At 44.7% G+C, this 25,740-nt stretch carries 21 protein-coding genes; 14 read left to right on the top strand and 7 right to left on the bottom strand.

The annotated features are described in order from the left end of the window. Positions 1–222: 222 nt before the first annotated feature. Genes OH456_RS09060 through imuA form a run of 3 tightly spaced genes read right to left on the bottom strand, consistent with a single transcriptional unit; the run spans position 223 to position 5,446 of the window. A complete protein-coding gene (locus tag OH456_RS09060; RefSeq protein WP_198557557.1) occupies positions 223–3,294 on the bottom strand; it encodes an error-prone DNA polymerase in 3,072 nt (1,023 codons plus the stop codon). Between the two features lie 20 nt (positions 3,295–3,314). Then, a complete protein-coding gene (locus OH456_RS09055; RefSeq protein WP_270033301.1) occupies positions 3,315–4,739 on the bottom strand; it encodes a Y-family DNA polymerase in 1,425 nt (474 codons plus the stop codon). Positions 4,740–4,750: 11 nt separating this feature from the next. Beyond that, positions 4,751–5,446, bottom strand: coding sequence for a translesion DNA synthesis-associated protein ImuA (imuA, locus tag OH456_RS09050; protein WP_239913986.1), 696 nt, complete (start codon positions 5,444–5,446; stop codon positions 4,751–4,753). Between the two features lie 223 nt (positions 5,447–5,669). Here imuA and OH456_RS09045 point away from each other — a divergent pair, with 223 nt between their 5' ends. Further along, entirely contained in the window at positions 5,670–6,815 is a 1,146-nt protein-coding gene (locus OH456_RS09045) for a patatin-like phospholipase family protein (protein WP_006075071.1), read from the top strand. A 62-nt stretch (positions 6,816–6,877) separates the two neighbouring features. Here OH456_RS09045 and OH456_RS09040 read toward each other — a convergent pair whose 3' ends face one another. Continuing rightward, entirely contained in the window at positions 6,878–7,630 is a 753-nt protein-coding gene (locus OH456_RS09040; protein WP_006075070.1) for a YciK family oxidoreductase, read from the bottom strand. Between the two features lie 87 nt (positions 7,631–7,717). On the opposite strand from OH456_RS09040, the gene sohB reads away from it, so the two are divergent. The 7 genes from sohB to pyrF all read left to right on the top strand — a co-directional run bounded on the left by sohB (position 7,718) and on the right by pyrF (position 14,367). Next, on the top strand, positions 7,718–8,779 hold the full coding sequence (gene sohB, locus OH456_RS09035) for a protease SohB (protein WP_038230006.1): 1,062 nt from the start codon (positions 7,718–7,720) through the stop codon (positions 8,777–8,779). 177 nt (positions 8,780–8,956) lie between these two features. Then, on the top strand, positions 8,957–9,637 hold the full coding sequence (gene cmk, locus OH456_RS09030; protein ID WP_031496510.1) for a (d)CMP kinase: 681 nt from the start codon (positions 8,957–8,959) through the stop codon (positions 9,635–9,637). A gap of 120 nt (positions 9,638–9,757) precedes the next feature. Continuing rightward, positions 9,758–11,428: a 30S ribosomal protein S1 gene (gene rpsA / locus OH456_RS09025; protein ID WP_038230008.1), complete on the top strand. Its 1,671-nt coding sequence runs from the start codon at positions 9,758–9,760 to the stop codon at positions 11,426–11,428. 181 nt (positions 11,429–11,609) lie between these two features. Beyond that, positions 11,610–11,894, top strand: coding sequence for an integration host factor subunit beta (gene ihfB, locus OH456_RS09020; protein WP_088876954.1), 285 nt, complete (start codon positions 11,610–11,612; stop codon positions 11,892–11,894). Between the two features lie 215 nt (positions 11,895–12,109). Beyond that, positions 12,110–12,391 carry a LapA family protein gene (locus OH456_RS09015; RefSeq protein WP_252038844.1) on the top strand — a complete coding sequence of 94 codons (282 nt, stop codon included), beginning with the start codon at positions 12,110–12,112 and terminating at the stop codon, positions 12,389–12,391. A gap of 31 nt (positions 12,392–12,422) precedes the next feature. Continuing rightward, positions 12,423–13,592, top strand: a complete 1,170-nt coding sequence (gene lapB, locus OH456_RS09010) for a lipopolysaccharide assembly protein LapB (RefSeq protein ID WP_006075560.1) — start codon at positions 12,423–12,425, stop codon at positions 13,590–13,592. 79 nt (positions 13,593–13,671) lie between these two features. Further along, complete coding sequence (pyrF, locus tag OH456_RS09005) at positions 13,672–14,367, top strand: orotidine-5'-phosphate decarboxylase (protein ID WP_006075561.1); 696 nt, start codon at positions 13,672–13,674, stop codon at positions 14,365–14,367. An 82-nt stretch (positions 14,368–14,449) separates the two neighbouring features. On the opposite strand, the gene miaE is transcribed toward pyrF, so the two are convergent. Further along, positions 14,450–15,220: a tRNA isopentenyl-2-thiomethyl-A-37 hydroxylase MiaE gene (gene miaE / locus OH456_RS09000; protein WP_270033300.1), complete on the bottom strand. Its 771-nt coding sequence runs from the start codon at positions 15,218–15,220 to the stop codon at positions 14,450–14,452. A gap of 63 nt (positions 15,221–15,283) precedes the next feature. Next, positions 15,284–16,045, bottom strand: coding sequence for a DNA repair protein (locus tag OH456_RS08995; protein WP_270033299.1), 762 nt, complete (start codon positions 16,043–16,045; stop codon positions 15,284–15,286). Between the two features lie 261 nt (positions 16,046–16,306). Between OH456_RS08995 and cysB the strand changes: the two genes are divergently transcribed. Together cysB and OH456_RS08985 are read left to right on the top strand one after the other, a co-directional pair. Further along, the gene (gene cysB / locus OH456_RS08990) at positions 16,307–17,281 is read left to right on the top strand and encodes an HTH-type transcriptional regulator CysB (RefSeq protein ID WP_031496747.1); all 975 of its coding nucleotides are present in this window, start codon (positions 16,307–16,309) and stop codon (positions 17,279–17,281) included. 80 nt (positions 17,282–17,361) lie between these two features. Next, a complete protein-coding gene (locus tag OH456_RS08985) occupies positions 17,362–18,561 on the top strand; it encodes a methyltransferase (protein WP_270033298.1) in 1,200 nt (399 codons plus the stop codon). Between the two features lie 68 nt (positions 18,562–18,629). Here OH456_RS08985 and ald read toward each other — a convergent pair whose 3' ends face one another. Continuing rightward, positions 18,630–19,754 (bottom strand): alanine dehydrogenase, encoded by a 1,125-nt coding sequence (gene ald, locus OH456_RS08980; RefSeq protein WP_006075567.1) that lies wholly within the window; start codon positions 19,752–19,754, stop codon positions 18,630–18,632. A 156-nt stretch (positions 19,755–19,910) separates the two neighbouring features. Here ald and lrp point away from each other — a divergent pair, with 156 nt between their 5' ends. The 4 genes from lrp (at position 19,911) to OH456_RS08960 (ending at position 25,691) form a co-directional block, all read left to right on the top strand. Next, positions 19,911–20,405: a leucine-responsive transcriptional regulator Lrp gene (lrp, locus tag OH456_RS08975; RefSeq protein WP_004734558.1), complete on the top strand. Its 495-nt coding sequence runs from the start codon at positions 19,911–19,913 to the stop codon at positions 20,403–20,405. Between the two features lie 161 nt (positions 20,406–20,566). Continuing rightward, positions 20,567–23,686 (top strand): DNA translocase FtsK 4TM domain-containing protein, encoded by a 3,120-nt coding sequence (locus OH456_RS08970; protein WP_270033297.1) that lies wholly within the window; start codon positions 20,567–20,569, stop codon positions 23,684–23,686. A 29-nt stretch (positions 23,687–23,715) separates the two neighbouring features. Further along, entirely contained in the window at positions 23,716–24,333 is a 618-nt protein-coding gene (lolA, locus tag OH456_RS08965) for an outer membrane lipoprotein chaperone LolA (RefSeq protein WP_006074059.1), read from the top strand. Between the two features lie 68 nt (positions 24,334–24,401). Next, the gene (locus OH456_RS08960; protein ID WP_216613685.1) at positions 24,402–25,691 is read left to right on the top strand and encodes a replication-associated recombination protein A; all 1,290 of its coding nucleotides are present in this window, start codon (positions 24,402–24,404) and stop codon (positions 25,689–25,691) included. The last annotated feature ends 49 nt before the right edge of the window (positions 25,692–25,740 follow it).

Below are 25,740 nucleotides of genomic sequence, written 5' to 3'. Positions count from 1 at the left end.
GGTCAAAAGCCATAAGAGTCATAAATAAATTTTAACTACCAGCTAAAGGTTGTTCCATCAGAATGATTTGGTTAACTTCTAAGGTCTTAATGACGTTAAGTTTACTCATTTTCAAGGAATGGAAGAAAAGACGTACGGAAGCGGCAGTCGAAGCGGATCTATGATTCAATATGATTTAAAACGGGAGCAATAGCTCCCGTTTTTTCGTTTTATGATTTGCAATCAGTGGAACTCTCTTGACTGTATCTTAAGATCAGAAAGTTGCTCGGTCATATCGATCAAGCGTCCAGCTATTACGTGGATGACTTGCCCCTCACGTTCTAAAATCCCTTTCACCTTAAGGATTTTAGCGGTGAGGTACTGTTTTTTCTGAGCTCTTGCGGTGGCTTGCCAAACAACAACATTAATATTGCCGGTATCATCTTCGAGTGTAAAAAAGGTCACGCCTGCTGCGGTGCCTGGTGACTGTTTTCCAGTGACAGTACCCACTACGGTGACCAAAGACTTGTGTGGCTTCAAAGTAAGGTCCCGCATACGAGTAAAGCGTCCTAACTTGCCAGCTTGGTCCAAGAGGGTGATGGGATGTTGATTGAGGGACACGTTCATTGCAGAGAAATCCTCTAACATATCTTCAATTGGCGATGGCTGGTGGGGGAGTGACGAATCATCACTCTTCTCCGCTTTAAACAAGGGTAAATCCTGTAAATTATCCATCATCGCCCATCGTGTAGCGTAACGATGCCCTGATATGGCTTTCAGAGCGTTGGCTGAAGCGAGTATTTCTAACTCACGACGATTCAGTCCAAGCTGTTTAATTTGCGTCGCTGTCGTGAAGCCCTCGCGAGGCCTATGTTGTAGCAAGCGTTGCATACTCGATTCACTGAGCCCGTTAACTTGTCTAAAGCCAAGTTGTAGTACTAAGCCTTGTGGTGTCGATCTTAAATAGTGATGGTATTGCGAGTAATTGACGCACACCGGGGCAATAGAAACATGATGCCGTTTAGCGTCTTGGAGCAGTTGTGATGAGCTGTAAAAGCCCATAGGCAGACTATTGAGTAACGCGGTATAAAAAGCATCTGGGTAATAGTGTTTAAGCCAAGCGCTGCAATAAGCAAGCACGGCAAAAGAGGCCGAGTGACTTTCCGGAAAGCCATACTCACCGAATCCACATATTTGCTCAAATAGTCGCTCGGCAAATTCGGTCTCATAGCCTTTGGCCTGCATACCTTGAATCAATTTAGAGCGAAACTTAAATAAATCGCCATTTTTCTTCCAAGCTGCCATGGCTCTGCGTAGTTGATCCGCTTCACCGCCAGTGAACCCTGCTGCAACCATCGCAAGCTTGATGACCTGTTCTTGAAAAATAGGCACCCCTAGAGTGCGAGAAAGGACAGATTCGACTTCTTTGGAAGGGTAAGAGATGGCTTCTTCTCCGTTTCTACGTTTCAAAAAGGGATGAACCATATCCCCTTGTATCGGCCCGGGCCTCACAATGGCAATCTGAATGACCAAATCGTAATACGTAGCGGGCTTTAAACGTGGCAACATGCTCATTTGTGCTCGTGATTCGATTTGGAATACGCCAATAGTGTCGGCGCGTTGAATCATGGCATACACATTAGGATCATCTTGTCGGCGGGTGATGTCTGCAATGGTCAGTGTTCGACCGTAGTGTTTATTGATCAGCTGAAAACATTTGCGGATCGCGGTTAGCATTCCCAAGGCAAGGACATCGACTTTGAGTAAACCAAGACTCTCAAGATCATCCTTATCCCATTGAATGACAGTACGTTCAGCCATAGCAGCATTTTCTACTGGAACCAATTCATAAAGTGGCCCTGATGAAATGACAAATCCACCCACATGTTGCGAGAGGTGTCGTGGAAAACCTGTGATCTCATTGACGAGCTCAATAAACTGCTGACCTTTCAGTGAATCAGGCTTCAGCCCAAGCTCGATAAGTTGAGCTTGCCAACCTTGTGAGCGATCACGGCGGTTGATGTTCTTGATGAAATAATCGAGTTGAGTGTCGCTAACCCCTAAGGCTTTACCTACATCACGCACAGCACTTTTAAAACGATAAGAGATCACGGTCGCCGCAAGGGCAGCACGCTCTCGTCCATACTTTTGATAGATGTACTGTATTACCTCCTCGCGGCGCTCATGTTCAAAATCAACGTCGATATCGGGCGGCTCGTTACGTTCTTTACTAATGAAACGCTCAAACAGGACCGAGATTTGTCTCGGATCAACGGCGGTTATTTCTAAGCAGTAACAGACGATAGAGTTCGCGGCTGAACCTCGTCCTTGGTAAAGAATGCCTTGTTGTTTGGCAAACATGACGATGTCATGAATAGTGAGAAAGAAAAACGGATAATCCAGTTCCTCAATCAAGGCTAATTCTTTATTAATGGTTTGCTCCACATGTGAAGGCAGTCCTTCGGGGAATCGCTGTGCTTTACCACGCTCGACTAACTCTCTGAGATACCCCATTGGTGTTTTGCCGTTAGGGATAAGCTCACTAGGATATTCGTAACGAAGTTTGCTGAGCTTAAACTCACATAAGCTTGCAATATATACACTCTCGTTTAACCACTCAGAGCGATACAGTTTCTCCAATTTAGTTTTGGGTCTTAAGCTTCGCTCGGTATTAACCAGTAAGTGACTGCATACTTTTTCGATAGAGGTATTGAGTTTTATCGCGGTTAATGTGTGTTGCAGCGGAAGCCGAGTTGCGGTGTGCATCAAAACGCCACCACAAGCGGTAATGGGGAGCTGCAAATCAACAGACAGTGTCTCGCAATGTTGTATATAGCGATGTTCATTGGAAGTTAGGTGACGTTGCAAGCCAATCCAAAGACGCTGGTGGTGATACTGTACCAACCAACGCCCCCATCTCACATCAGACTCTCTGCCTGTCGGTAGCCATAGAATAAGACAATGACGCAATGACATGATGTCCCATTCTGATAGTTGGTAATCACCTTTCTCGCAGCGCCGTCTAGCATTCGTGATAATACGGCAGAGTTCAGCGTAGGCTTCCCGTGTTGGACTAAGTAAAATGAACTGACACTCATCATTGAGCCAAAACATGCTACCGACGATTTGTTTTAGCGATAGACCATGCTGCTTAATGGCGGTATGAGCCCGCACTGCACCTGCGATGGAGCATTCATCCGTAATAGCAATAGCGGAATACTGTAAGAACTCTGCTTGCAATACTAGTTCTTCGGCGTGAGAAGCACCGGTTAAAAACGAAAAGTTGCTTTGGCAAAATAATTCGGCGTATTTCATATCTGTTTTACTTTTCCGGACTAACTGAATAACCCATGAATAAACCACTGTTTATCTTCGGTTCGAAACAACCACAACCATTGTCCTTGTTCGTTACGAGCAACGTAGTAATCACGTTTAATGTCATTACCATCCCACCAACCGCTGATGATTCTCTCAGGCCCTAAAATGACAGAAACACGCTGCTCTAATAAAACTGGCTTAGGGTAGAGCAAGCTAGGGCGAAGCTTTTTGAGTAAGTAGGTATTTACCTCGGCTTTATCATTGGCTGTTGGCATCATAGGTTGGGTGGCAAATTCAGGTCTTGGATCGTCAGTGAGCTTGAGGGATGTGACCGCTTGTAAGCCAAGCTTGGCTTGTAAGGTCGATATGAGCTCAAGGCTAGTTTGACTTCCTTTCACACCGTCAAAGAGATCGTGTTCATTTACATGGGTTTCTTCAGCTCGAACGATAGAAAGCGTTAAGCCATTTACGGGACCATCAAGCTGGATATTCTCCAAAGTTAACTTAGAAAGTGCTTGCCATTTCGTGGCAAGGTAATCGCCTTGAGCTGAATGAAAAGTCACAGGCTGATCGCCATGATCTCGTTGATGTAACGTGAGCTGTAATTCAAACGCGACCTTGTCACGAAGCTTCAAAAATACCTCTAATTGCTTGAATAATCGCGTCAACGGTTTTTGCAGCCAGTCAATATTTTCAATATCAAACAGCAACTCCAGATATTGGCTGAAGTGTTCTGCAGGGTGATAAAATTCCACAGGGTGCTTAAATTGACCAGTCAGTCTTCCTACATAGTTGACGAGGTCGATATCAAAACGTTTTGCTACTTCGGGTAAAGGTAGTATTAGTAAATCGTCGATGGTCTGAATGCCGACTCGTTGTAATTTCTCTACTTGTTTATTCGGTAGCTCAGTACATGTTAAGGGGTAGCTCAGGATGGCTTGTTTCAGATGAGTGAGCTGTGGCTCAATCCAGTTTTTACCTTGTTTTGCCATTAACATCGCACTGAAAGGTGACTGGCCTGTAGAGTAAAACGTTTGAACCTCAAGATGGCTAAGGTGTGCGTATAGAGTCGACCAATAATTGTCGATGCCATCATAGAGTGAAAGCATATTAGTTACTTTGATTAACAATCCATTAGGCGGAAATAGGCAAATATCAGAGGTGATCATATACAACCATTGAGCGATATCACTCAACCGATTGGCTTCCATTTCTGGGTCGTATGGGTGTACTTGAAGATCCTGGCAAAGTGCGGCTGCACTACCAAGCCCCATTCCTAATTTAACACCTTGTTCAAGGGCATACTGGTTGGCTTGAATGACTTCATGGCGGCGACCATCGACGATAGCAACAGCGACATCAGCATCATGGTTGCTGTCTTTATTATGAAATAGAGTGTCGAGTTGCAGAGTCGGGAAATGCAAATATAACCACAGTAACATCGTTGTTCCACTTATCCTTGTTGCTGCATTGGGAAAGGAATCACGGTAGAAGTATGAGGTTTTGTAGAAAGTGTTAACTCAGGCCAATAAGTGCTCATATCAATAACAAAACTGTCTCGAACAAAGCCGCCTTTACGTTTAGTGATAGAGATGGAAAGCCCTGTTTCATGAGGAGTCAAATTCAAACTCAAGGAGACGGGTAGTGAGAATACTTGTGATGTGCTTCCGGATAAGGCTGGCTTAAATAAGAACTGTAAGCAGTGTCCGACTTCACTAGCTACTTGTAAGCGCTTTGCTTGATGGATTTCGAGCCCATCTTGCCATAAACAGACACCACAACATGCGCCACTCTTTAAGCATTGCTCTGCTGCCCAGAGTGCGTGTTTCCCTGACTCAGGGTAAATCAGCAAGATCTTGGCAGGATCAATTCCTTGAGCGTATAGGTATTCCGCGCATAGATAACCAGGCGGGTTGATGAACACTAGAAGTCGTTCTGTTGTTTGTGCTTGTGCGTAGGGCATCAATAGTCTCAGTTCACCGATACCAAGGGGTGATTGAATATCAATAACACCAGAAATTGGGAAGCCTCCACCTAAACGATGATCTAATTCAGCAAACCCTGTTGAATGACACTCACTGAAAGACTCAGCTCTTGCCCCTTTCCAAATCAATTGTTTACTTTGTAATTCGCTAATCAATTCATGCATAATAAATACCTGTATATACGTACAGTATATAATAATTCTTAACGGCTGCAAGCCTTGTATTATCGGGAGGTACACGAATATTAGGAGACAGTTAACATAAACAAAGCGTTAGCCGAATTTAGTGGTAACAAAAAACACGAAAAAAGCAGTGTTCAGACTAGAGCAAATATTTTAATCTCAAAGGAAGATTGCACCATCGTCGGTTCGGATAGGAGAAGTGGTCGTGTTCAAACAAAATGAAAAATACTCGTTGATTGTACAAGGAGGCGGCCAAAAAGGGGCGTTTGCTGCGGGTGTACTTGATAAATTTATCGATGTGAATTTTGACCCATTCTCACTCTATATTGGCACATCGGCAGGGGCATTGAATGTCTCTTCTTTTGTTACTAAGCAACGTGGTCTAGGGCTAGATTTCATTATGAATTACACCACCCGAGACCGATTTTTCGACTTCAATAAGTTCCTACAAAAACAGCAGCCAATGGATTTGGACTGGGCGTTTGAGTTTGTAAACAGTGGTGAATTTCCTTTGGATCTTGCTAAGGGTGAGCAGTACCTTGGTGAGGATAGAATCGCACTCGCTTGTATTACCGATGTTGAAGAGCTTAAAGATTACTACTATCCGATTTTTGCGGAGAATTGGTTTGATGTACTAAGAGCAACCTGTGCCATTCCAATGCTCTATTATCATGACATTGAATTTGATGGCAAAAAATGGGTCGATGGTGGCGTCTCAGCGACTATCCCAGTAGAAGAGTCTTACCGTCGAGGGATAAACAACATGGTGGTCATCAGTACCATTCCGCAGCCGAAACAGCAACATGCGGTGACTGCGTCAGTAAAAGATTCACTAGATAAGTGGAAGAAAGAACTTGAAGCAGGGTTGGATACTCACATTAACCACTTAAAAATCTCTGGAACTAAGGAAAAGTTGTCAGAATTCCATAAGAACTTTTCTGAGAAGTTAGAGAGCATTAAAGCGGATTATCAACGCTTAACAGGACCACGCTTGGAATCATACCGAGAGCAGAACAAACTCAAAGCGGCCGATAAACTTAAGTTATCTAATTGGATCCAAGACAAAGAAAAGCTTAGCCGACTGATCGACATTCAAAACAAGCGTGTACCTTTCAGTCGCAGCGGTACAAGTCATTTGGATATGTTGGTGTCTCACTATGCTAATCATGCGGAAGTGGAGCAGTTTCTGTTATCACCACCGGAGGATGTAAACCTATGGCACATTCAACCGAAACATGAATTATCGTCAAAAGGGTTGCTGAGCCAGAAAGACCAAATAATGGAAGATTATGAGCACGGTTTTGCAATGGCAGGGGAGTTTCTGTCAGAGCATCATAATGTGAGTCGTTGATGCAAATGGTGAATACCCGTCATTCTTAGATCTACTGAGAATGACGGATTCATGGAAAAATATTAGCTAACCACTCGCTTTGGCTGAGCGTCAATGCACTGACCATTAACGTCGGTGACACTAGGGTCCATCAGGTGTAGATACAATGGCATAATATCTTTCGGTGTTTTGAGCGTATTGGCGTCTTCTCCTGGATACGCTTTTTCACGCATACGAGTACGTGTAGCACCTGGGTTGATGGCATTGACTCTGATTTCAGTATCACTAAGTTCATCCGCTAAAATTTGCATCATGCCTTCTGTTGCAAACTTAGAAATCGCATAAGTGCCCCAGAAAGCACGACCTGAATGGCCAACGGTAGAGGAAGTGAAGATTACTCGTCCTGCCTCTGCTTTTTTCAGTGCAGGCAGCAAGGCTTGCGTCATCAGAAACTCAGACTTGACGTTAATTTTCATCACGTCGTCGAAGGTCTCTTCGTCAATTTGATCGAAAGGGCTTAATGTGCCCAAGACGCTGGCGTTGTGGAGAATGCCATCGAGTTTTCCAAATTGTCCTTCAATCGTTTCCGCCATATCGATGTAATTCTGCTTAGTTGCACCCTTTAGATCTAACGGGATGATAGCGGGTTGTGGGTAGCCTGCATTCTCAATTTCGTCGTAGAGGTACTCTAAATTCTTAACATTACGACCCAATAAAATGACTGTTGCGCCATGTTCGGCATAACTTAAAGCAGCTTGGCGACCAATGCCGGCACCAGCGCCTGTGACTAGAATAACTTTACCTTTTAGCGCCTCAGGAGCGGTTGAATATTCCACTGAACACTTCCTTAGTTTTGAATAATTCTTGGTAATCGTGACAAGATGGTTACAATACACTAATTCGTCGTACAGGGGATTAACACATTGGAATTTTTATTAGACTACGGATTATTTTTAGCCAAGATCGTGACTGTTGTCGTAGCGATTGTCGCGTTGTTGGTTATTGCTAAGTCAGTTGGTGGACGCTCTGGTGGCGCAAAAGGCGAACTTGAAATCACTAACTTAACTGAACAACGTAAACAAACAGTAGAGCAATTAGAACACCACTTACACGATGACGCGTTCATCAAAGCTCGTGATAAAGCAGAAAAGAAAGCGGAAAAAGAGAAAACCAAGCAGCGCGAGAAAGAGATTAAAAAAGCGTCAAAAGATGGTGAGCTTGATAGCAAACGCGAACCACACCTATTCGTTCTCGACTTTAATGGCAGCATTGATGCGAAAGAAGTGGCATCGCTACGTGAAGAAGTGAGCGCGATTCTGGCTGTAGCGCGTGATGGCGACGAAGTACTAGTACGCCTTGAATCCGGTGGCGGTATGGTTCATGCGTATGGTTTGGCATCTTCACAGCTTGACCGTATTAAAGCGGCGAAATTACCTTTGACTATCGCTGTAGACAAGGTGGCAGCAAGTGGTGGTTATATGATGGCGTGTATTGCTGACAAGATTGTCTCAGCGCCATTTGCTGTTGTTGGTTCTATTGGCGTGATTGCACAATTGCCGAACTTCAATAAGTTATTGAAGAAAAATGATATCGAATTTGAACAGCTTACAGCGGGTGAGTACAAGCGCACGCTGACAATGTTTGGCGAAAACACGGATAAAGCTCGTGACAAGTTCAAACAAGAACTAGAAGAAACGCACGGTCTGTTTAAAGACTTTATTCGCGAACATCGTCCGGCTCTCGACTTGGATAAAGTTGCGACGGGTGAGCACTGGTTTGGTACTCAAGCCAAAGAGCTAGGGCTAGTGGATGAAATTAAAGCATCGGATGATATTGTTATCGAAGCGTGTAAGGACAAAACCGTGTTGTCTATCCACTATGTTCAAAAGAAGAAGATCACCGATAAACTGGCAGGTGTAGCGGGCGAGGCTGCCGATAACGTGCTACTAAAACTGATTAGCCGCGGCCAAAAACCAATAGTATAAATACATTTAATGAATAGAGCGCCAACAAGGTTATTTGTTGGCGCTTTTTTATGTTTGAAGGTAAAGAAAATGGCATCTTGAGGCTATTGGGTATATAATTCTGCGCCGTAAAATTAAGAACAAAAATGAGTTGGACCTTCAAAGTCGAGCTTATGAAAAAACAACGTGGAGTAAAACATGTCCTCAAACACACCAGTGATTACTGTGGATGGACCAAGTGGTGCTGGCAAAGGCACACTGTGTATGTTGCTAGCTGAGAAATTAGGCTATCACTTACTGGATTCTGGGGCGATTTACCGCGTTTTAGCGTTAGCTGCAATTCATCATGGCGTGGATCTTGAGTCTGAAGACGCGCTAGTCCCATTGGCGATGCACCTAGATGTGCAGTTTGTCGCTGAAGGAGAACTGGTTAAAGTGATCCTTGAAGGTGAAGATGTGTCAGGTGAACTTCGTAAAGAAGAAACTGGCAATGCGGCATCAAAAATCGCAGCGCTGCCTCGCGTAAGAGAAGCTCTGCTACGTCGTCAGAGAGCATTTAATGTCGAGCCTGGTTTGGTGGCCGATGGTCGTGATATGGGAACTGTTGTTTTCCCTGAAGCACCAGTAAAAATCTTTCTAGATGCAAGTGCAGAAGAAAGAGCGCAAAGGCGTTTTAAGCAGTTGCAACTAAAGGGTTTAGATGTTAGATTTGACGACCTTTTGAGCGAGATCGAAGAACGAGACTACCGAGATCGTAACCGTGCGGTTGCACCTCTTCGTCCTGCAGATGACGCTCTAGTGCTAGATTCAACTTCGCTAAACATCGAGCAAGTGTTGGAAAAAGCGCTACAATATATCGAATCTAAACTCACGAAGTAGCCTCTATTAGGCATAGACTTGGTGAGCTTTGAGCCGTTGGTTGCAAGGATGATGACCGACTAAATTATCAACCCCATGCGGTAGGATGCCCATGGACGTTTACTTATTGAAGATTAAATAATGACTGAATCTTTTGCTCAACTCTTTGAAGAGTTTCTAAACGAAACAGAATTCCAACAAGGTAGTATCGTTAAAGGTACTGTAGTTGCTATCGAGAACGGTTTCGTTCTTGTTGACGCTGGCCTTAAGTCTGAGTCTGCTATCCCTGCTGAACAGTTCAAGAACGCTGCTGGCGAACTTGAAGTTGAAGTTGGTGCTGAAGTAGACGTAGCTCTAGACGCTGTTGAAGACGGTTTCGGTGAAACTCAACTTTCTCGTGAGAAAGCGAAGCGTCACGAAGCTTGGATCGTTCTTGAGAAAGCTTACGAAGAAGCTGAAACTGTTGTTGGTATCATCAACGGTAAAGTTAAAGGCGGTTTCACTGTTGAACTAAACGGTATCCGTGCTTTCCTTCCTGGTTCTCTTGTTGACGTGCGTCCAATCCGTGACACTGCTCACCTAGAAAACAAAGAGCTAGAGTTCAAAGTTATCAAGCTAGACCAGAAGCGTAACAACGTTGTTGTTTCTCGTCGTGCTGTTATCGAATCTGAAAACAGCGTTGAGCGTGACGAACTTCTTGAGACTCTACAAGAAGGTACTGAAGTTAAAGGTATCGTTAAGAACCTTACTGACTACGGTGCATTCGTTGACCTTGGCGGTGTTGACGGTCTTCTACACATCACTGATATGGCGTGGAAGCGTGTTAAGCACCCATCTGAGATCGTTAACGTTGGTGACGAGATCCTAGTTAAAGTTCTTAAGTTCGACCGTGAGCGTACTCGCGTATCACTAGGTCTTAAGCAGCTAGGCGAAGATCCATGGGTAGCAATCGCTAAGCGTTACCCAGAAGGTCACAAGCTAACTGGTCGTGTTACTAACCTAACTGACTACGGCTGCTTCGTTGAAATCGAAGAAGGCGTTGAAGGTCTAGTACACGTTTCAGAAATGGATTGGACTAACAAGAACATTCACCCATCTAAAGTTGTTAATGTTGGCGACGAAGTTGAGGTTATGGTTCTTGATATCGACGAAGAACGTCGTCGTATCTCTCTAGGTCTGAAACAGTGTAAAGCTAACCCATGGCAGTCATTCGCTGAAATGCAAGCTAAGGGCGACAAAGTTACTGGTAAGATCAAGTCTATCACTGACTTTGGTATCTTCATCGGTCTAGAAGGCGGCATCGACGGTCTAGTTCACCTATCTGACATTTCTTGGAATGTTGCTGGTGAAGAAGCAGTTCGTGAGTACAAGAAAGGTGACGAGATCTCTGCAGTTGTTCTAGCAGTAGACGCTGAGCGTGAGCGTATCTCTCTAGGCGTTAAGCAAATGGAAAATGACCCATTCAATGCTTACGTTGCAGACACTAAGAAAGGTACTCTAGTAAACGGTACTGTTACTGCAGTTGACGCTAAAGGTGCTACTATCGAACTAGAAGAAGGTGTAGAAGGCTACATCCGTGCTTCTGAAGTATCACGTGACCGCGTTGAAGATGCGTCTCTAATCCTAAGCGTTGGCGACAGCGTTGAAGCGAAGTTCACAGGTGTTGACCGTAAGAACCGCGTAATCAACCTATCTGTTAAAGCTAAAGATGAAGCTGAAGAGCAAGAAGCAATGGCTTCACTGAACAAGCAAGAAGAAGGCGCGTTCGGTAATGCTATGGCTGATGCATTCAAAGCTGCTAAAGGCGAATAATTTACGCCATTAGTGAAAAAGGAGCCGTAAGGCTCCTTTTTTTTGTTTTTATCTTTTCAAAATATAGACTATTATCAATTTATACAGGCAGTTAGTGCACTGTTGTTGTAAAATGACAAATAGACCACTATTCACTGAATATAAAGATACTAAAGATAAAGAGTAACGAGGGTACCTACCTATGACTAAGTCTGAACTGATAGAAAGACTCTGCGCGGAGCAAACTCATTTGTCCGCAAAGGAAATTGAAGATGCGGTAAAAGATATTCTAGAACATATGGCCAATACGTTAGAGAGCGGTGACCGTATTGAAATCCGCGGTTTTGGTAGCTTTTCTCTTCACTACCGTGAACCTCGTGTAGGTCGCAACCCTAAAACTGGTGATAAAGTGGAACTTGATGGTAAATACGTACCACACTTCAAACCAGGTAAAGAGTTACGTGAGCGCGTGAACGACAGTCTATAAATACTCGTTAATCGATAAAACGGCATACTTATTAGTGTGCCGTTTTGTTTTGTGGTCGAGTGCGCATAGTCGTTTAATTATCACCAAAGGTGCATACAGAATAGTCTATATACTCTAATTTTAGCCACGATTAACAAGATTATTGTTAGAGGGCATGGTGTGTGAATCCAATTTCCTGCATAATCGTAGCTATCCAATAACTGTGGTAAAAACGCATGAAGATTATAAAAATAGTTTTACTGATAGTACTTTTTTTAGTGACTTTAGCTCTTGGCTCACAGAACCAAGAAGTGGTTACTTTTAATTATTTGCTGGCCCAAGGTGATTTCCATCTATCGACCTTGCTGGGCAGTGTGTTTGTCATAGGTTTTGTTATCTCTTGGGTTATTTTTGGCAGCTTACACCTTAAGTCTCAATTGACGGTACGCAAGTTGAAGAAACAGTTAGCGAAACAGAAACCATCAGAATCTAAAGAAGTGGTTAGCGCGAATAGCTAATCAAACAAAAGGGTTAGGGTCTATTTACTAAATGCTTGAGCTATTATTCCTGCTTCTTCCGATAGCTGCGGCCTATGGTTGGTACATGGGACAGCGCAGCGTGAAGCATGATCGACAGGAGCAATCGCATCAGATATCTCGTCAATATATGACGGGCCTTAACCTATTGCTTTCTGATCAATCGGATAAAGCGGTTGATCATTTTATCGAACTGCTACAAGTCGATAATGAGACTATTGATACTCACCTAGCTTTGGGTAACTTATTTCGTTCACGCGGAGAAGTAGACCGAGCCATTCGAATTCACCAAAACCTTATCTCCCGTTCTGGGTTAACCATCGATCAGAAAAACCTCGCTCTGCAACAGCTTGCCAAAGACTATATGGTGTCAGGTTTTCTTGATCGTGCAGAAAAGATTTTTGTTCAGTTGGTTGATGAACCTGAACATCGTGAAGCTGCTCTAACGCAATTACTGGCAATCTATCAGCAAACCAGTGAGTGGCATAAAGCGATTGAGTACGCTACAGCATTACAAAAGATGGGCAAGAAGCGAGTGAAGAACAGCATCGCTCATTTTTGGTGTGAGTTGGCTATGATCGAAAAGGCCGACGGTAATACCAATAAGGCGATCCAAAACTTTAAAAAGGCCCTTGCCGTTGACCCTAGGTGTGCTCGTGCCAGCATTTCATTAGGTAAACTTTATCTGGAAGATGAAGATTACGCTAAAACCGTGTCCTACCTTGAGTCAGTGCTAGAACAAGATAAAGACTTTATCAGTGAAGTTCTCCCTACCTTGGCTGAGTGTTATCACCACTTAGGGCAAGAACAGGGTTTGGTTGAATTTCTGAGAGCCAGTATTGAAAAAGGTGCCGGTGTTTCTGCTGAGTTGATGTTGGCGCAGCTAGTTGCAAACCACGAAGGAACGGAGGCCGCACAGGCGTTGCTTACTCGGCAGCTGGTTCGTAGCCCAACCATGAAGGGTTTCTACCGCCTGATGGACTATCATCTTGCGAATGCGGAAGAGGGTCGAGCGAAGGAGAGTTTAACGACCTTGCAATCACTGGTGGGTGAGCAATTAAAAACTAAGCCGCACTATCGATGCCGTAAATGTGGCTTTTCAACGCATTCGTTATATTGGCATTGTCCTTCATGTAAAGGATGGGGTACGATCAAGCCTATACGAGGACTGGATGGCGAGTAGCCTCCGACACAGAATTTTTAATGCAGCACTTATGTGCTGCTTTTTTTGAGTAAAACTCAACTTTCAACGAGGAGCGAAAATGATTGACCAAAAAGTGATTGTTGCACTGGACTATGATAACCAAGCCGATGCATTAGCTTTTGTCGATAGAATTGACCCAAGCTCTTGCCGACTAAAAGTGGGCAAAGAGATGTTCACACTATTTGGTCCTGAGTTCGTTCGAGAGCTTCATAAACGAGGCTTCTCTGTATTTCTAGATCTTAAGTTTCATGACATTCCTAATACTTGCTCGAAAGCAGTACGAGCTGCAGCAGAGTTGGGCGTTTGGATGGTAAACGTCCATGCTGGCGGTGGTGAGCGTATGATGGCGGCATCTCGTGAGATTCTAGAACCTTATGGTAAAGACCGACCGCTGCTTATTGGTGTGACTGTACTGACGAGTATGGAGCAGTCAGATCTCGCGGGTATCGGTATTAATGTTGAGCCTCAGGAGCACGTTCTTCGTTTGGCTAACTTAACCAAAGATGCTGGTTTGGATGGGGTGGTTTGTTCTGCTCAAGAGTCTAGCATGCTAAAAGCACAACTTGGCAAAGAGTTTAAACTCGTTACTCCAGGTATTCGTCCAGCAGGTGCTGCAGTTGGTGACCAAAAACGTATCATGACACCAGATATGGCGATTCAGGCGGGCTCTGATTATCTTGTGATTGGTCGCCCAATTACTCAAGCAGAAAACCCAGCTCAGGTTCTAGCAGACATCAATGCGTCTTTGCGTTAAACCAAATTGCTAAGCCATTAAAAAGAAAAGAGCCAATGTCGATAAGATGTTGGCTCTTTTTTATGTTGCTTACTAAATAGACTTAAGCTGGTATTCCACTATGGAATTTAAAGTCATTATCTGGAGACGAAATTAGCTCCGCCTCGATCTTACCAAAGTAAGCTACTCGTTTACTGATATCCTCGCCGGCTACCTGCTCTGCCAACGTTAAGTAGTCTTGGTAGTGGCGTGCTTCCGAACGCAATAGTGATATGTAGAATTTTGCGATATCGTCGTCCATGTGAGGTGCCAACTTAGCAAAACGTTCGCACGATCGAGCTTCGATATAGGCACCAATAATGAGCTTGTCTACTAAGGTATTAGGCTCATAAGTTGCCATTTTCGATAGTAATCCTTTCGCATATCGGCTTGCGGGTATTGGTTCATAAGCGATACCACGCTGTTCCATGATTTCCAATACCTGATAGAAGTGATGCAGCTCTTCCTTAATCAGTAGCACCATTTTATCAATTAAGTCTTGGCTATAAGGTGAGTCGGACTTGGCGATAATGGACTTAGAAATATTGCTCTTACCACGCAGTGATTCCATATTACCAATACGGCGATATGCAAACTCTTCATAAGGCTTAAACCAATCAAACAACACAGCGGCGCTTTGTTTATCTACCGCGTATTTGCGAATCAGGAACATTGCTGACTGACCAGCTTTCAACTCACACAGTAAGTGGTCGATAAGTATGGTAGGTAGGTTGTCGGGCTTTTTTGCTTCTTCAACCCACTCGTGAGGCGTTGAACATTGTAGGAACTGATTAATCGGAGAAAGAATCGCGTCTATTTGAGATGAAGTAATCATAATATTTTTCGTTGAACTAATTGAAAAAGGCCGCCAAAGCGACCTTTTTTGAACCGGTAAAGATTACCATTTTTTCTTTTCACCAAACAGTGCATTGATGTCGTCATCACGCTCCCTGTTGGTTTGTTGTTGTTTTTCTTCGGCTTTAGCTTGTCGGCTATTTTGAAGTTGCTCTAGCATTTCAGACAGCTTCTCTTTGGCTTGCATCGAGTAGTTGTCATTTTTTGTGCTTAGCGCATCAATGCCTTTTTTAAGCAGTTGAGCGGCGGTACCTGGTTGACCTTTTGCGATAGATTCGTGAGCGCGTTTAACCACATTTTCGATATTGATTCGAATCTGAATGGTTTCGAGTCGAGCATTCTCAACCATATACGACTGGGTATCCATCCGGCCTTTATTGTGTTCAGTGCGAACAGTGTCTCGTAGGCGCTTAACCAGTTTAAGCATGATAATGGCTTGCTTATCGCTTGTTGGTACTTTAAACGATGTAGCGTCGTTACCTTCATAACTGTCTTGAATCTGCTGAACTTGACCTTTGGCAGACTCAACTCTTTGGGCAAGGTGATTATTCTTAGGATCGAGCTCATACATGTTCATTAGAGCATCGAGAATGCGATTATGAAGGCAAAGCATCAATTCTTTGCTGTAAGGGAGGTAACTAGCACCGCTTATCAGTTCTTCAGTAGCATCAATTAAGGCTACGTAGCGAGCGGATTCTTGACGTCGTGTCGCTTCCGCCTTTAATTTGTACTGCAGCATGATGTTGTACCCAAGGATCAGGACAAGCAACAGTGCAACCAGTGCGATGATTAAACCAATATTCATAACGTTTTGTATCTACAATGAGTTTCCCTACAATTCGATAAACAGGATACACCAAAGACAAAAGCATCAACACTGCTAAGTTGTCGATTCGGTCATAAAGCAAGGAATTCGATAGCTTTTCATCCAGCAAAAATGCAAATGAGCATTTTGTAGTCAAAAAAACTGTTAATCTTTCTAGTAATTCGTTATAACTAATAATTATATGCTTGTTTTGAGTTGTGATGGGCTCAATGCAATATCAACAAGGATGATGAGAAGCCGATGAAGTTACAGCAGTTAAAATACATTGTCGAAGTAGTGAACCATAACCTGAATGTGTCTGCCACGGCAGAGAGTCTTTATACCTCTCAACCGGGTATTAGTAAGCAGGTTCGCTTACTAGAAGACGAGTTGGGTATTCAGATTTTTGAGCGCAGCGGCAAACATCTTACGCAAGTGACTACGGCTGGTGAAGACATCATTCGTATCTCTCAAGAAATCCTTTCTCGAGTTGAGAGTATAAAAGCGGTTGCCGGTGAGCATACTCACCCTGAAATGGGAACGCTTAATATCTCGACTACCCATACGCAAGCTCGTTATGCGCTTCCTGAAGTCATTAAAGGATTTACGGCTCGTTATCCTAAAGTGTCTCTGCACATGCACCAAGGTACACCGTCACAAATGTCAGAGGCGATTGCCAAAGGCACCGCTAACTTTGCTATCGCGACAGAAGCATTGCATCTTTATCAGGACGCCATCATGTTGCCTTGCTACCACTGGAATCGCTCTATCGTGGTACCAAAAGACCATCCTTTGGCACTGAAACAACAGATCACCATTGAAGATTTAGCTGCGTATTCATTGGTAACATATGTATTTGGCTTTACGGGTCGTTCAGAGCTTGATACTGCTTTTAACAAGGTTGGATTGACGCCTAAAGTAGTCTTTACTGCAACTGACGCTGATGTCATTAAAACGTATGTAAGAATGGGGATTGGTGTAGGTGTTATTGCTAGTATGGCCATGGACGAATCGCAAGACACCGATCTTGTCGCCATTGATGCAAGCCATATATTTGGTGCTAGTACTACCAGTATTGGCTTTAGAAAAGGCACGTTCCTGCGTTCGTATATGTATGATTTCATGGAGCGTTTTGCTCCTCATTTGACTCGCCCAGTTGTTGAACAAGCCATCTCTCTCAAGTCCAATGTGGAGATTGAAGAGATGTTTAAAGATATCGACTTACCCGTTCGATAGCATAAACTCCTTTCGTTGTTGAAGACTTCCTCCTACAATCGGTGCGATTAACGCATTGCACCGGGAATAGGGGGACGCAAATGCATCAGTCGTTTGCAGACATCACTTCATTTCTTCTTCGTCATCAAAACTATTGGCGCTATGATCCTTTTCATCAAGTGATCTCTGAACAAGTATTATGGCGAGAGTCAGCGCCTCAATTGTTTGAATGGCTCCAAACACTGTCCCCGCAAGAGATACTGAAACTCAAATCATCGACTGAGTGCGCCATTGAAGCGTTAGAGCCGTATATTTCCGATGTTCGAACTGCTCATATCGCAATTGAACTTCGCTCAATGCATTCGGCGGAGGACCTTGTGTTGCCAAGAGGTCTCGATGCCGGGATTCCTGGCCGTAAACTAGAACAAATAAAGCAGATGACAACGGCGTGTTTGAATGACCATGCTGGCAATGAATGGCTAGAGTGGTGCTCAGGGAAAGGATTTTTAGGGCGGTTATTGGCTTCAGAGTCGAAGCAGTCCGTTACAAGCTTTGAGTTTCAATCAGCACTTTGCAAAGTAGGGCAGGAAGAAGCCGATAAACGCGCGTTACCCATGCGGTTTGTTCAAGGCGATGCTTTTTCTCCGCAATCTAAATTGGTCTTTAAGCCAACTCAACATGCTGTTGCGCTTCATGCATGTGGCGATCTACACGTTACTCTTATTAAACATGCCGTAGAGCATCATTTATCCGCACTGACGATATCACCGTGTTGTTATCACCTTATCCAAGGAGATAATTACTCGCCATTGTCCAAAGAGGGGAAGGCCGCAAAACTATCACTAAGTAAACATGAGTTGCGAATCCCACTTCAAGAAACTGTAACAGGAGGAGAGCGTGTTCGTCGTCATCGTGAACAAGAGATGGTGTTTCGTTTAGGCTTTGATGCTTTATGCCAGAGTCATAAGTTAAGTGAAGGCTACTTACCTATACCGAGCATAAAAAAATCGCAGCTATCGAGTGGTTTTAAAGCATTGTGCGAATGGGCGGCTCGTAATAAGCAACTCGACCTACCTGATGTTGATTTTGGCCATTTTGAACAAATGGGCCACCGACGATATTGGCAAATGGAAGCATTAAGCGTAGTACAAGGCGTTTTCAGGCGACCATTGGAAGTGTGGCTAGCTTTGGACAAAGCCATATATTTACAAGAGCAGGGGTATAATGTTGGGCTCAGTACATTTTGTGAGTCCAGTGTGACGCCAAGAAATATTCTGATTCACGCGAAGAGAGCGCATTAAAAAACGGGCATGACGCCCGTTTTTAACTTTTAGAGGTTTAGAACATAACGTTCAAAGTAGATTTGCGATTAGTTAAACATCGCAATAGCAGTTGCTGGTTCTACGTATTCTAGATCGAAGCTCTCTGCTACTTCTTTACAAGTCACTTTACCGTGAATAACGTTCAAGCCATCTAGGAAGCCTTTGTCTTCAGTCAGCGCTTGTTGATAGCCTTTGTTCGCCAATTTGATGATGTAAGGCAGAGTTGCGTTATTCAGTGCGAAGGTTGATGTGCGTGCAACTGCGCCAGGCATGTTTGCGACACAGTAGTGAACCACATCATCGACAATGTAAGTTGGGTCCGCATGAGTGGTTGCGTGCGATGTCTCGAAACAACCACCTTGGTCGATAGCAACGTCAACGACTGCCGCACCAGGCTTCATCTTAGCGATATGTTCTTTGGTGACTAGCTTAGGTGCAGCAGCACCAGGTACTAAAACAGCACCAATGACAAGATCAGCTTCTAGAACATGCTTCTCTAAAGCATCTTCAGTAGAATAAACGACTTTTGCGCGACCCTGGAATTCTTCGTCCAAAACGCGTAATGTATCAATATTGCGGTCGAGGATTGTGACGTCTGCACGCATACCAACAGCCATGCGTGCAGCGTTAGAACCCACTACGCCACCGCCAACGACGACGACCTTCGCTGGTTCTACACCAGGTACGCCACCTAGGAGTAGACCACGTCCACCATTGGACTTTTCGAGTGTTTGTGCACCAGCCTGTATAGACATTCGCCCAGCGACTTCAGACATTGGTGCTAATAGTGGCAAGCGACCCATATTATCTGTTACAGTCTCATAAGCAATGCAGACAGCTTTGCTCTTGATTAGCTCTTCAGTTTGTGGAAAATCTGGTGCTAGGTGAAGATAAGTGAATAATATTTGTCCTTCGCGTAACATAGCACGCTCGACAGCTTGAGGTTCTTTGACCTTTACAATCATCTCTGCTTTCGCGAAAACGTCAGCAGCGGTAGGAAGAATGGATGCGCCTACAGCGATGTAATCATCGTCTGAAAAACCGATACCAACGCCAGCGTTAGTTTCAACGTAAACATCGTGGCCGTTTGAGATTAGTTCTCGAACGCTTGCTGGAACCATACCAACACGGTATTCGTGGTTTTTAATTTCCTTAGGTACGCCAATTATCATCCTGACTCCTCATTATATTGTGGTTGTATTAACTGTTTGTAGGGTGTTATTGTCGAATTACGTACTAGTATAGAAGCTAATAAACAAAATTTGATACTGAATATTACAGAGTTGTAGTATATTTTTTTGCAAGGAAGTAACAAGGTGGAATAAAAAATGGCAGACAACTATAAGAAGCCGTCCAAGGAACTAGACCGAATTGACCGCAACATTCTAAATGAGTTGCAGAAAGATGGTCGAATCTCAAACGTCGAACTCTCTAAACGAGTGGGGCTTTCTCCTACTCCGTGTCTAGAGCGTGTACGTCGACTTGAGAGACAGGGATATATTACGGGCTATACTGCTCTTCTTAACCCTCAATATTTAGATGCGTCACTACTTGTTTTCGTGGAGATTACACTGAACCGCGGTGCGCCGGATGTGTTCGAGCAGTTTAATACTGCAGTACAAAAGCTGGATGACATTCAAGAGTGTCACCTAGTTTCTGGTGATTTCGACTATCTTTTGAAAACAAGGGTGTCGGATATGGGTGCTTATCGTAAGCTTCTTGGGGATACCTTACTTCGTCTACCGGGCGTCAATGACACTCGTACCTACGTTGTAATGGAAGAAGTGAAGCAAACCAACCAACTTGTGATTAAAACCCGCTAAACTGTAGTTACAGTAAGTCTTACAGGAAGCTGACTAAAGTAATGAAAATCCATGCTTTATTCTCTACCTAAATTGGGTTTTAATCCTTGATGTGGTTAAATCAATGAATACACCGAGCGGCTTTTGCCGCTCGGGCTGTTTTCAATAATTAGATGTTGGTTATGTTCAAACAGGACAAAAAAAGAGTCGAAACGATTATCAAGACGAGCGAAGAGCAAGACGCGCTTCGCCTAAACGGATTTCAACGGCTGAGAGAGTGTTGCTTTATCTTGGCTGTGCTTACGTCCATTCTACTCGCTGTAGCGCTATTCACCTTTAACCCTGCCGATCCTTCATGGTCACAGACCTCATGGGGAGGAGACATTCAAAATGCAGGGGGGATTGTCGGAGCGTGGTTGGCGGATACCTTATTTTTTGTCTTTGGTTCTTTGGCATACCCAATACCATTCATTGTGGCTTTTAGTGCCTGGGTCTTTTTCCGCAATCGCGATGAAGACGATGAAATTGACTTGATGATCTGGGGAACGCGTATCCTCGGTCTGGTGATACTCATCTTAACCAGTTGCGGTCTTGCAGATATCAACTTCGATGATATCTGGTATTTTTCATCGGGCGGCGTAATTGGTGATGTTCTGACGAGCCTCTCTCTACCTACGCTTAACGTACTTGGCACAACCATTGTTCTATTATTTCTATGGGGTGCTGGGTTTACGCTGCTAACCGGTGTCTCATGGCTTAGTATTGTCGAATGGATTGGCGATTCTGTGCTGTCTATGTCTTCCAACGTCGTTAATAAAGCACGTGGTACCAAAGAAGAAGTGTATGAGCCTGTTTTATCGCAGCCTGAGCGAGAAGAGCCGGCTGAGGATATGCCACACTTCTCCGCAGAAGCGAATGAGTCTGAAACCGACCAAGTAGATACGGCGCCGGTTGCGAAGAAACAATACAACATCCATGTACCAGAACCAGTTAACACTGTCGCGGCTCAACCCGCATCAAACAAAGAAGAAGAGTTCGACCCACTGTTCTCTTCGGATTGGCAACAGCTAGACACGGACACACAGCGTGTTGAGCCGACGATGACAATCCCTGAGTCTGAAGTTGAAACAGAGCCAGAATATCATCATGCAGCACCGACTATTGAGCCGATCACGTCTGTATTTGACGCCCCAGTACAAGAGCAGCCATCGGTTCATTCTGAGACCAGCAACGAACCTCAGGTTGAACGAACTCGTCAATTGGGCGCTACCATCGAAGAACTCGAGATGGCGGCGCGCTCTAGTGATGACTTTGCTGCACAAGATAATGATGAGCCGGAATTGGATGCCTCTATACCACTAACCTCTACGGCCATTGGAGCAGCAGCGTTATCGTCTACCTCCGCTCAGGCTGAAACTGCGACTGAGAGTGTCAATATCGATACCATGCCATGGGAAGTGAGTGAGCCGACAACGCAAGCTATATCGGTGGACACAAATCTTGTTGATGAGGCGACTAACATTACTCCATCAGAGCCGGTGCCTAAAGCAAGTAGCGAGTTGGGGAATTTTGAGGAACTTGAAGTTGAACCGTCTCGTACCCATGTAGAGCCTACATTCGATATTGATGCGCTCGAGCAAGAGGAAACGTCGCACGCTTCAGTGCCTCAAGAAAGTAATGAGCCTGAACCTGAAGCGGTCGACCCAGATTCCGCTGCGTTCCAGAACTTAGTCGCAGATGCTCAAAAAGCACAAGTGGCTAAGATGAATCCGTTCTTAGTACAGCAAGAGCAGAATCTTCCTAAGCCAGCAGAGCCAATGCCGACCTTGGAACTTCTTTACCATCCAGAGAAGCGTGAGAATTTCATTGACCGCGAGGCATTAGAAAACATCGCTCGTTTGGTTGAATCGAAATTGGCTGACTACAAGATAAAAGCCGAAGTGGTGGACATCTTCCCAGGTCCAGTTATCACCCGTTTTGAGCTTGATCTTGCTCCGGGCGTTAAAGTGAGTCGTATTTCAGGTCTGTCGATGGACTTAGCGCGTTCACTGTCAGCAATGGCAGTTCGTGTGGTGGAGGTTATCCCTGGTAAACCATATGTTGGACTAGAGCTGCCGAACATGTCTCGTCAAACTGTCTTCTTCTCTGACGTAGTGGGCAGTCAAGCGTTCATTGAAGCGAAATCTCCTACTACAGTCGTACTTGGTCAAGACATCGCAGGTGATGCCGTCGTTGCAGACTTGTCGAAGATGCCTCATGTACTGGTGGCAGGTACAACCGGTTCGGGTAAGTCGGTCGGTGTGAACGTTATGATTCTGAGTATGCTATATAAAGCGACACCAGAAGACGTTCGCTTTATTATGATCGACCCAAAAATGCTTGAGCTATCGGTCTATGAGGGTATCCCTCATCTATTATCTGAAGTTGTGACGGATATGAAAGACGCCTCCAATGCACTACGTTGGTGTGTAGGAGAAATGGAGCGTCGCTACAAGTTAATGTCGGCATTAGGTGTGCGTAACATTAAAGGCTTTAATGACAAACTTAAGATGGCTGCTGAGGCTGGACATCCAATTCATGATCCATTGTGGCAAGCTGGGGACAGTATGGATCCTGAGCCGCCATTACTCGAGAAACTGCCTTACATCGTCGTTATCGTCGATGAATTTGCTGACTTGATGATGGTAGTTGGCAAGAAGGTTGAAGAATTGATTGCTCGTTTGGCGCAAAAAGCACGTGCGGCAGGTGTACACCTTATTCTTGCGACGCAGCGACCTTCTGTTGATGTTATCACTGGTCTTATTAAGGCGAACATCCCAACACGTGTGGCCTTTACGGTATCGACGAAAACAGACTCACGAACCATTCTCGATCAAGGCGGCGCGGAATCGCTATTAGGTATGGGTGACATGTTGTATTTGCCTCCTGGTTCAAGTCATACCACGCGTGTTCACGGCGCATTTGCATCAGATGATGATGTGCATGCGGTGGTGAATAACTGGAAAGCTCGTGGTAAACCTAACTACATTGAAGAGATTACCAGCGGTGAACAATCACCAGAAACTCTACTTCCAGGTGAAAAAATGGAAGGTGATGAAGAGATGGATCCGTTGTTCGACCAAGTAGTCGAGCATGTTGTTCAGTCTCGTCGAGGCTCGGTATCAGGCGTACAAAGACGATTTAAGATTGGCTACAACCGTGCCGCTCGCATCGTAGAGCAACTTGAGGCGCAAGGCATTGTTAGTGCGCCAGGCCATAATGGTAATCGCGAGGTACTCGCACCGCCGCCACCTAAAGATTAATGATGATTGATAAGCTCTGAGGAGACTACATGAAGAAATGGTTAACGCTCGCCGCTTTGAGCTTTTCCACGCTAGGTTTTTCTGCTCTAGCAACTGCGACGCCTCAGCAGGAGCTAAGCGACAGACTACAGTTAAACGACGGATTTAGTGCTACCTTCACTCAAAAAGTTACTAGCCCTGAAGGTGAGGTCGTGATGGAAGGCGAGGGCAATGTTGAAATATCACGTCCTAGCATGTTCCGCTGGGTGACAACCATGCCTGACGAAAATGTCTTGGTATCAGATGGCAACAACTTGTGGTACTACAGCCCATTTATAGAGCAAGTCAGTATTTACAATCAGGAGCAAGCGACCGAGCAAACCCCGTTTGTATTATTAACTCGTAATCGCGCCAGTGACTGGGATAATTACAACGTCAATCAAAAGGGCGACGTATTTACTCTGATTCCTACTGCTGTTGATTCAACACAGGGGCAGTTCCAGATTAATATTGATAGCAAAGGTATTGTGCATGGCTTTAATGTTATTGAGCAAGATGGTCAGAAAGGAACCTTTGCGTTTGACAACATTAAAGTAGGCAAACCTTCTGCCGACCGATTTACCTTTGTGATTCCTAATGGCGTCGAAGTGGACGACCAAAGGAACTAGGAGATTGCGTGAGTAATTTCAGTTTTGACTTTTCAGGGGACGAAGACTTTCGTCCCCTTGCTGCTAGAATGCGCCCAGAAAATGTTGAGCAATATATTGGTCAGCAGCACATTCTGGGTGTGGGAAAACCGCTTCGACGTGCGCTTGAAGCGGGTCAATTGCACTCAATGATTCTCTGGGGCCCACCAGGTACAGGTAAAACGACGCTTGCTGAAGTGGCTGCAAATTATGCGGATGCAGAGGTAGAAAGAGTCTCGGCAGTGACGTCAGGTGTTAAAGATATCCGTGCGGCTATCGAAAGAGCTCGCGAGAACAAGCTGGCTGGTAAACGAACGATTCTGTTTGTGGACGAGGTCCATCGTTTTAACAAAAGCCAGCAAGATGCGTTTCTACCTCATATTGAAGACGGCACAGTAACCTTTATTGGTGCGACCACCGAAAACCCGTCATTTGAGCTTAATAATGCACTATTGTCTCGAGCTCGAGTCTACAAACTGACGTCTTTGGACAAAGCCGATATTTTATTGGTACTGGAGCAAGCAAGAGATGATGAAAAGCGAGGCTTGGGAACTATCGCGGCAAATTTCCATGACAACGTTCTGGAGCGTTTAGCGGAGCTGGTTAATGGCGACGCGCGTATGTCGCTGAACTACCTAGAGCTACTCTACGATATGGCCGAAGATAATGCTCAAGGTGAGAAGGACATTACGTTAGCTCTGTTAGCGGAAGTGGCAGGTGAGAAAGTCAATCGCTTCGATAATAAAGGCGATATCTGGTACGACTTGATTTCTGCGGTACATAAGTCCATTAGGGGGTCAAACCCAGATGCGGCGCTGTATTGGTCTGCACGCATGATAGCGGCGGGTTGTGACCCTCTCTATATCGCACGCCGCCTATTAGCCATTGCGTCAGAGGATGTAGGCAACGCTGATCCTAGAGCGATGCAAGTTGCACTTTCTGCATGGGACTGTTTCACTCGTGTCGGACCCGCAGAGGGTGAGAGGGCCATCGCTCAAGCGATTGTCTATTTGGCATGTGCTCCAAAAAGTAATGCCGTGTATACCGCGTGGAAACAGGCTTTAACTGACGCCCATAACCTACCAGAATATGAAGTCCCGCATCATCTTAGAAATGCACCGACTTCACTGATGAAAGATATGGGGTATGGAGCAGAGTATCGGTACGCTCACGACGAGCCGGGTGCGTATGCGGCTGGTGAACGATATCTTCCGCCCGAAATGGAAGGAACTCGCTATTATCAGCCAACAAATCGTGGTCTCGAAACCAAAATTGGCGAAAAGTTAGATTATCTGGCGGATTTAGACGCAAAAAGCCCACAAAAGCGCTATGAAAAGTAGTGGCTTTTAGTTATCTTTATCCGGTTAACAAATCAATATCTACAACTGG

Origin of the sequence: Vibrio sp. La 4.2.2 (assembly GCF_027586995.1) — a bacterium.
Taxonomy (GTDB): domain Bacteria; phylum Pseudomonadota; class Gammaproteobacteria; order Enterobacterales; family Vibrionaceae; genus Vibrio; species Vibrio mediterranei.
Note: the sequence above shows the minus strand (reverse complement) of the source record. Positions and strands in the feature narration are given on the sequence as shown.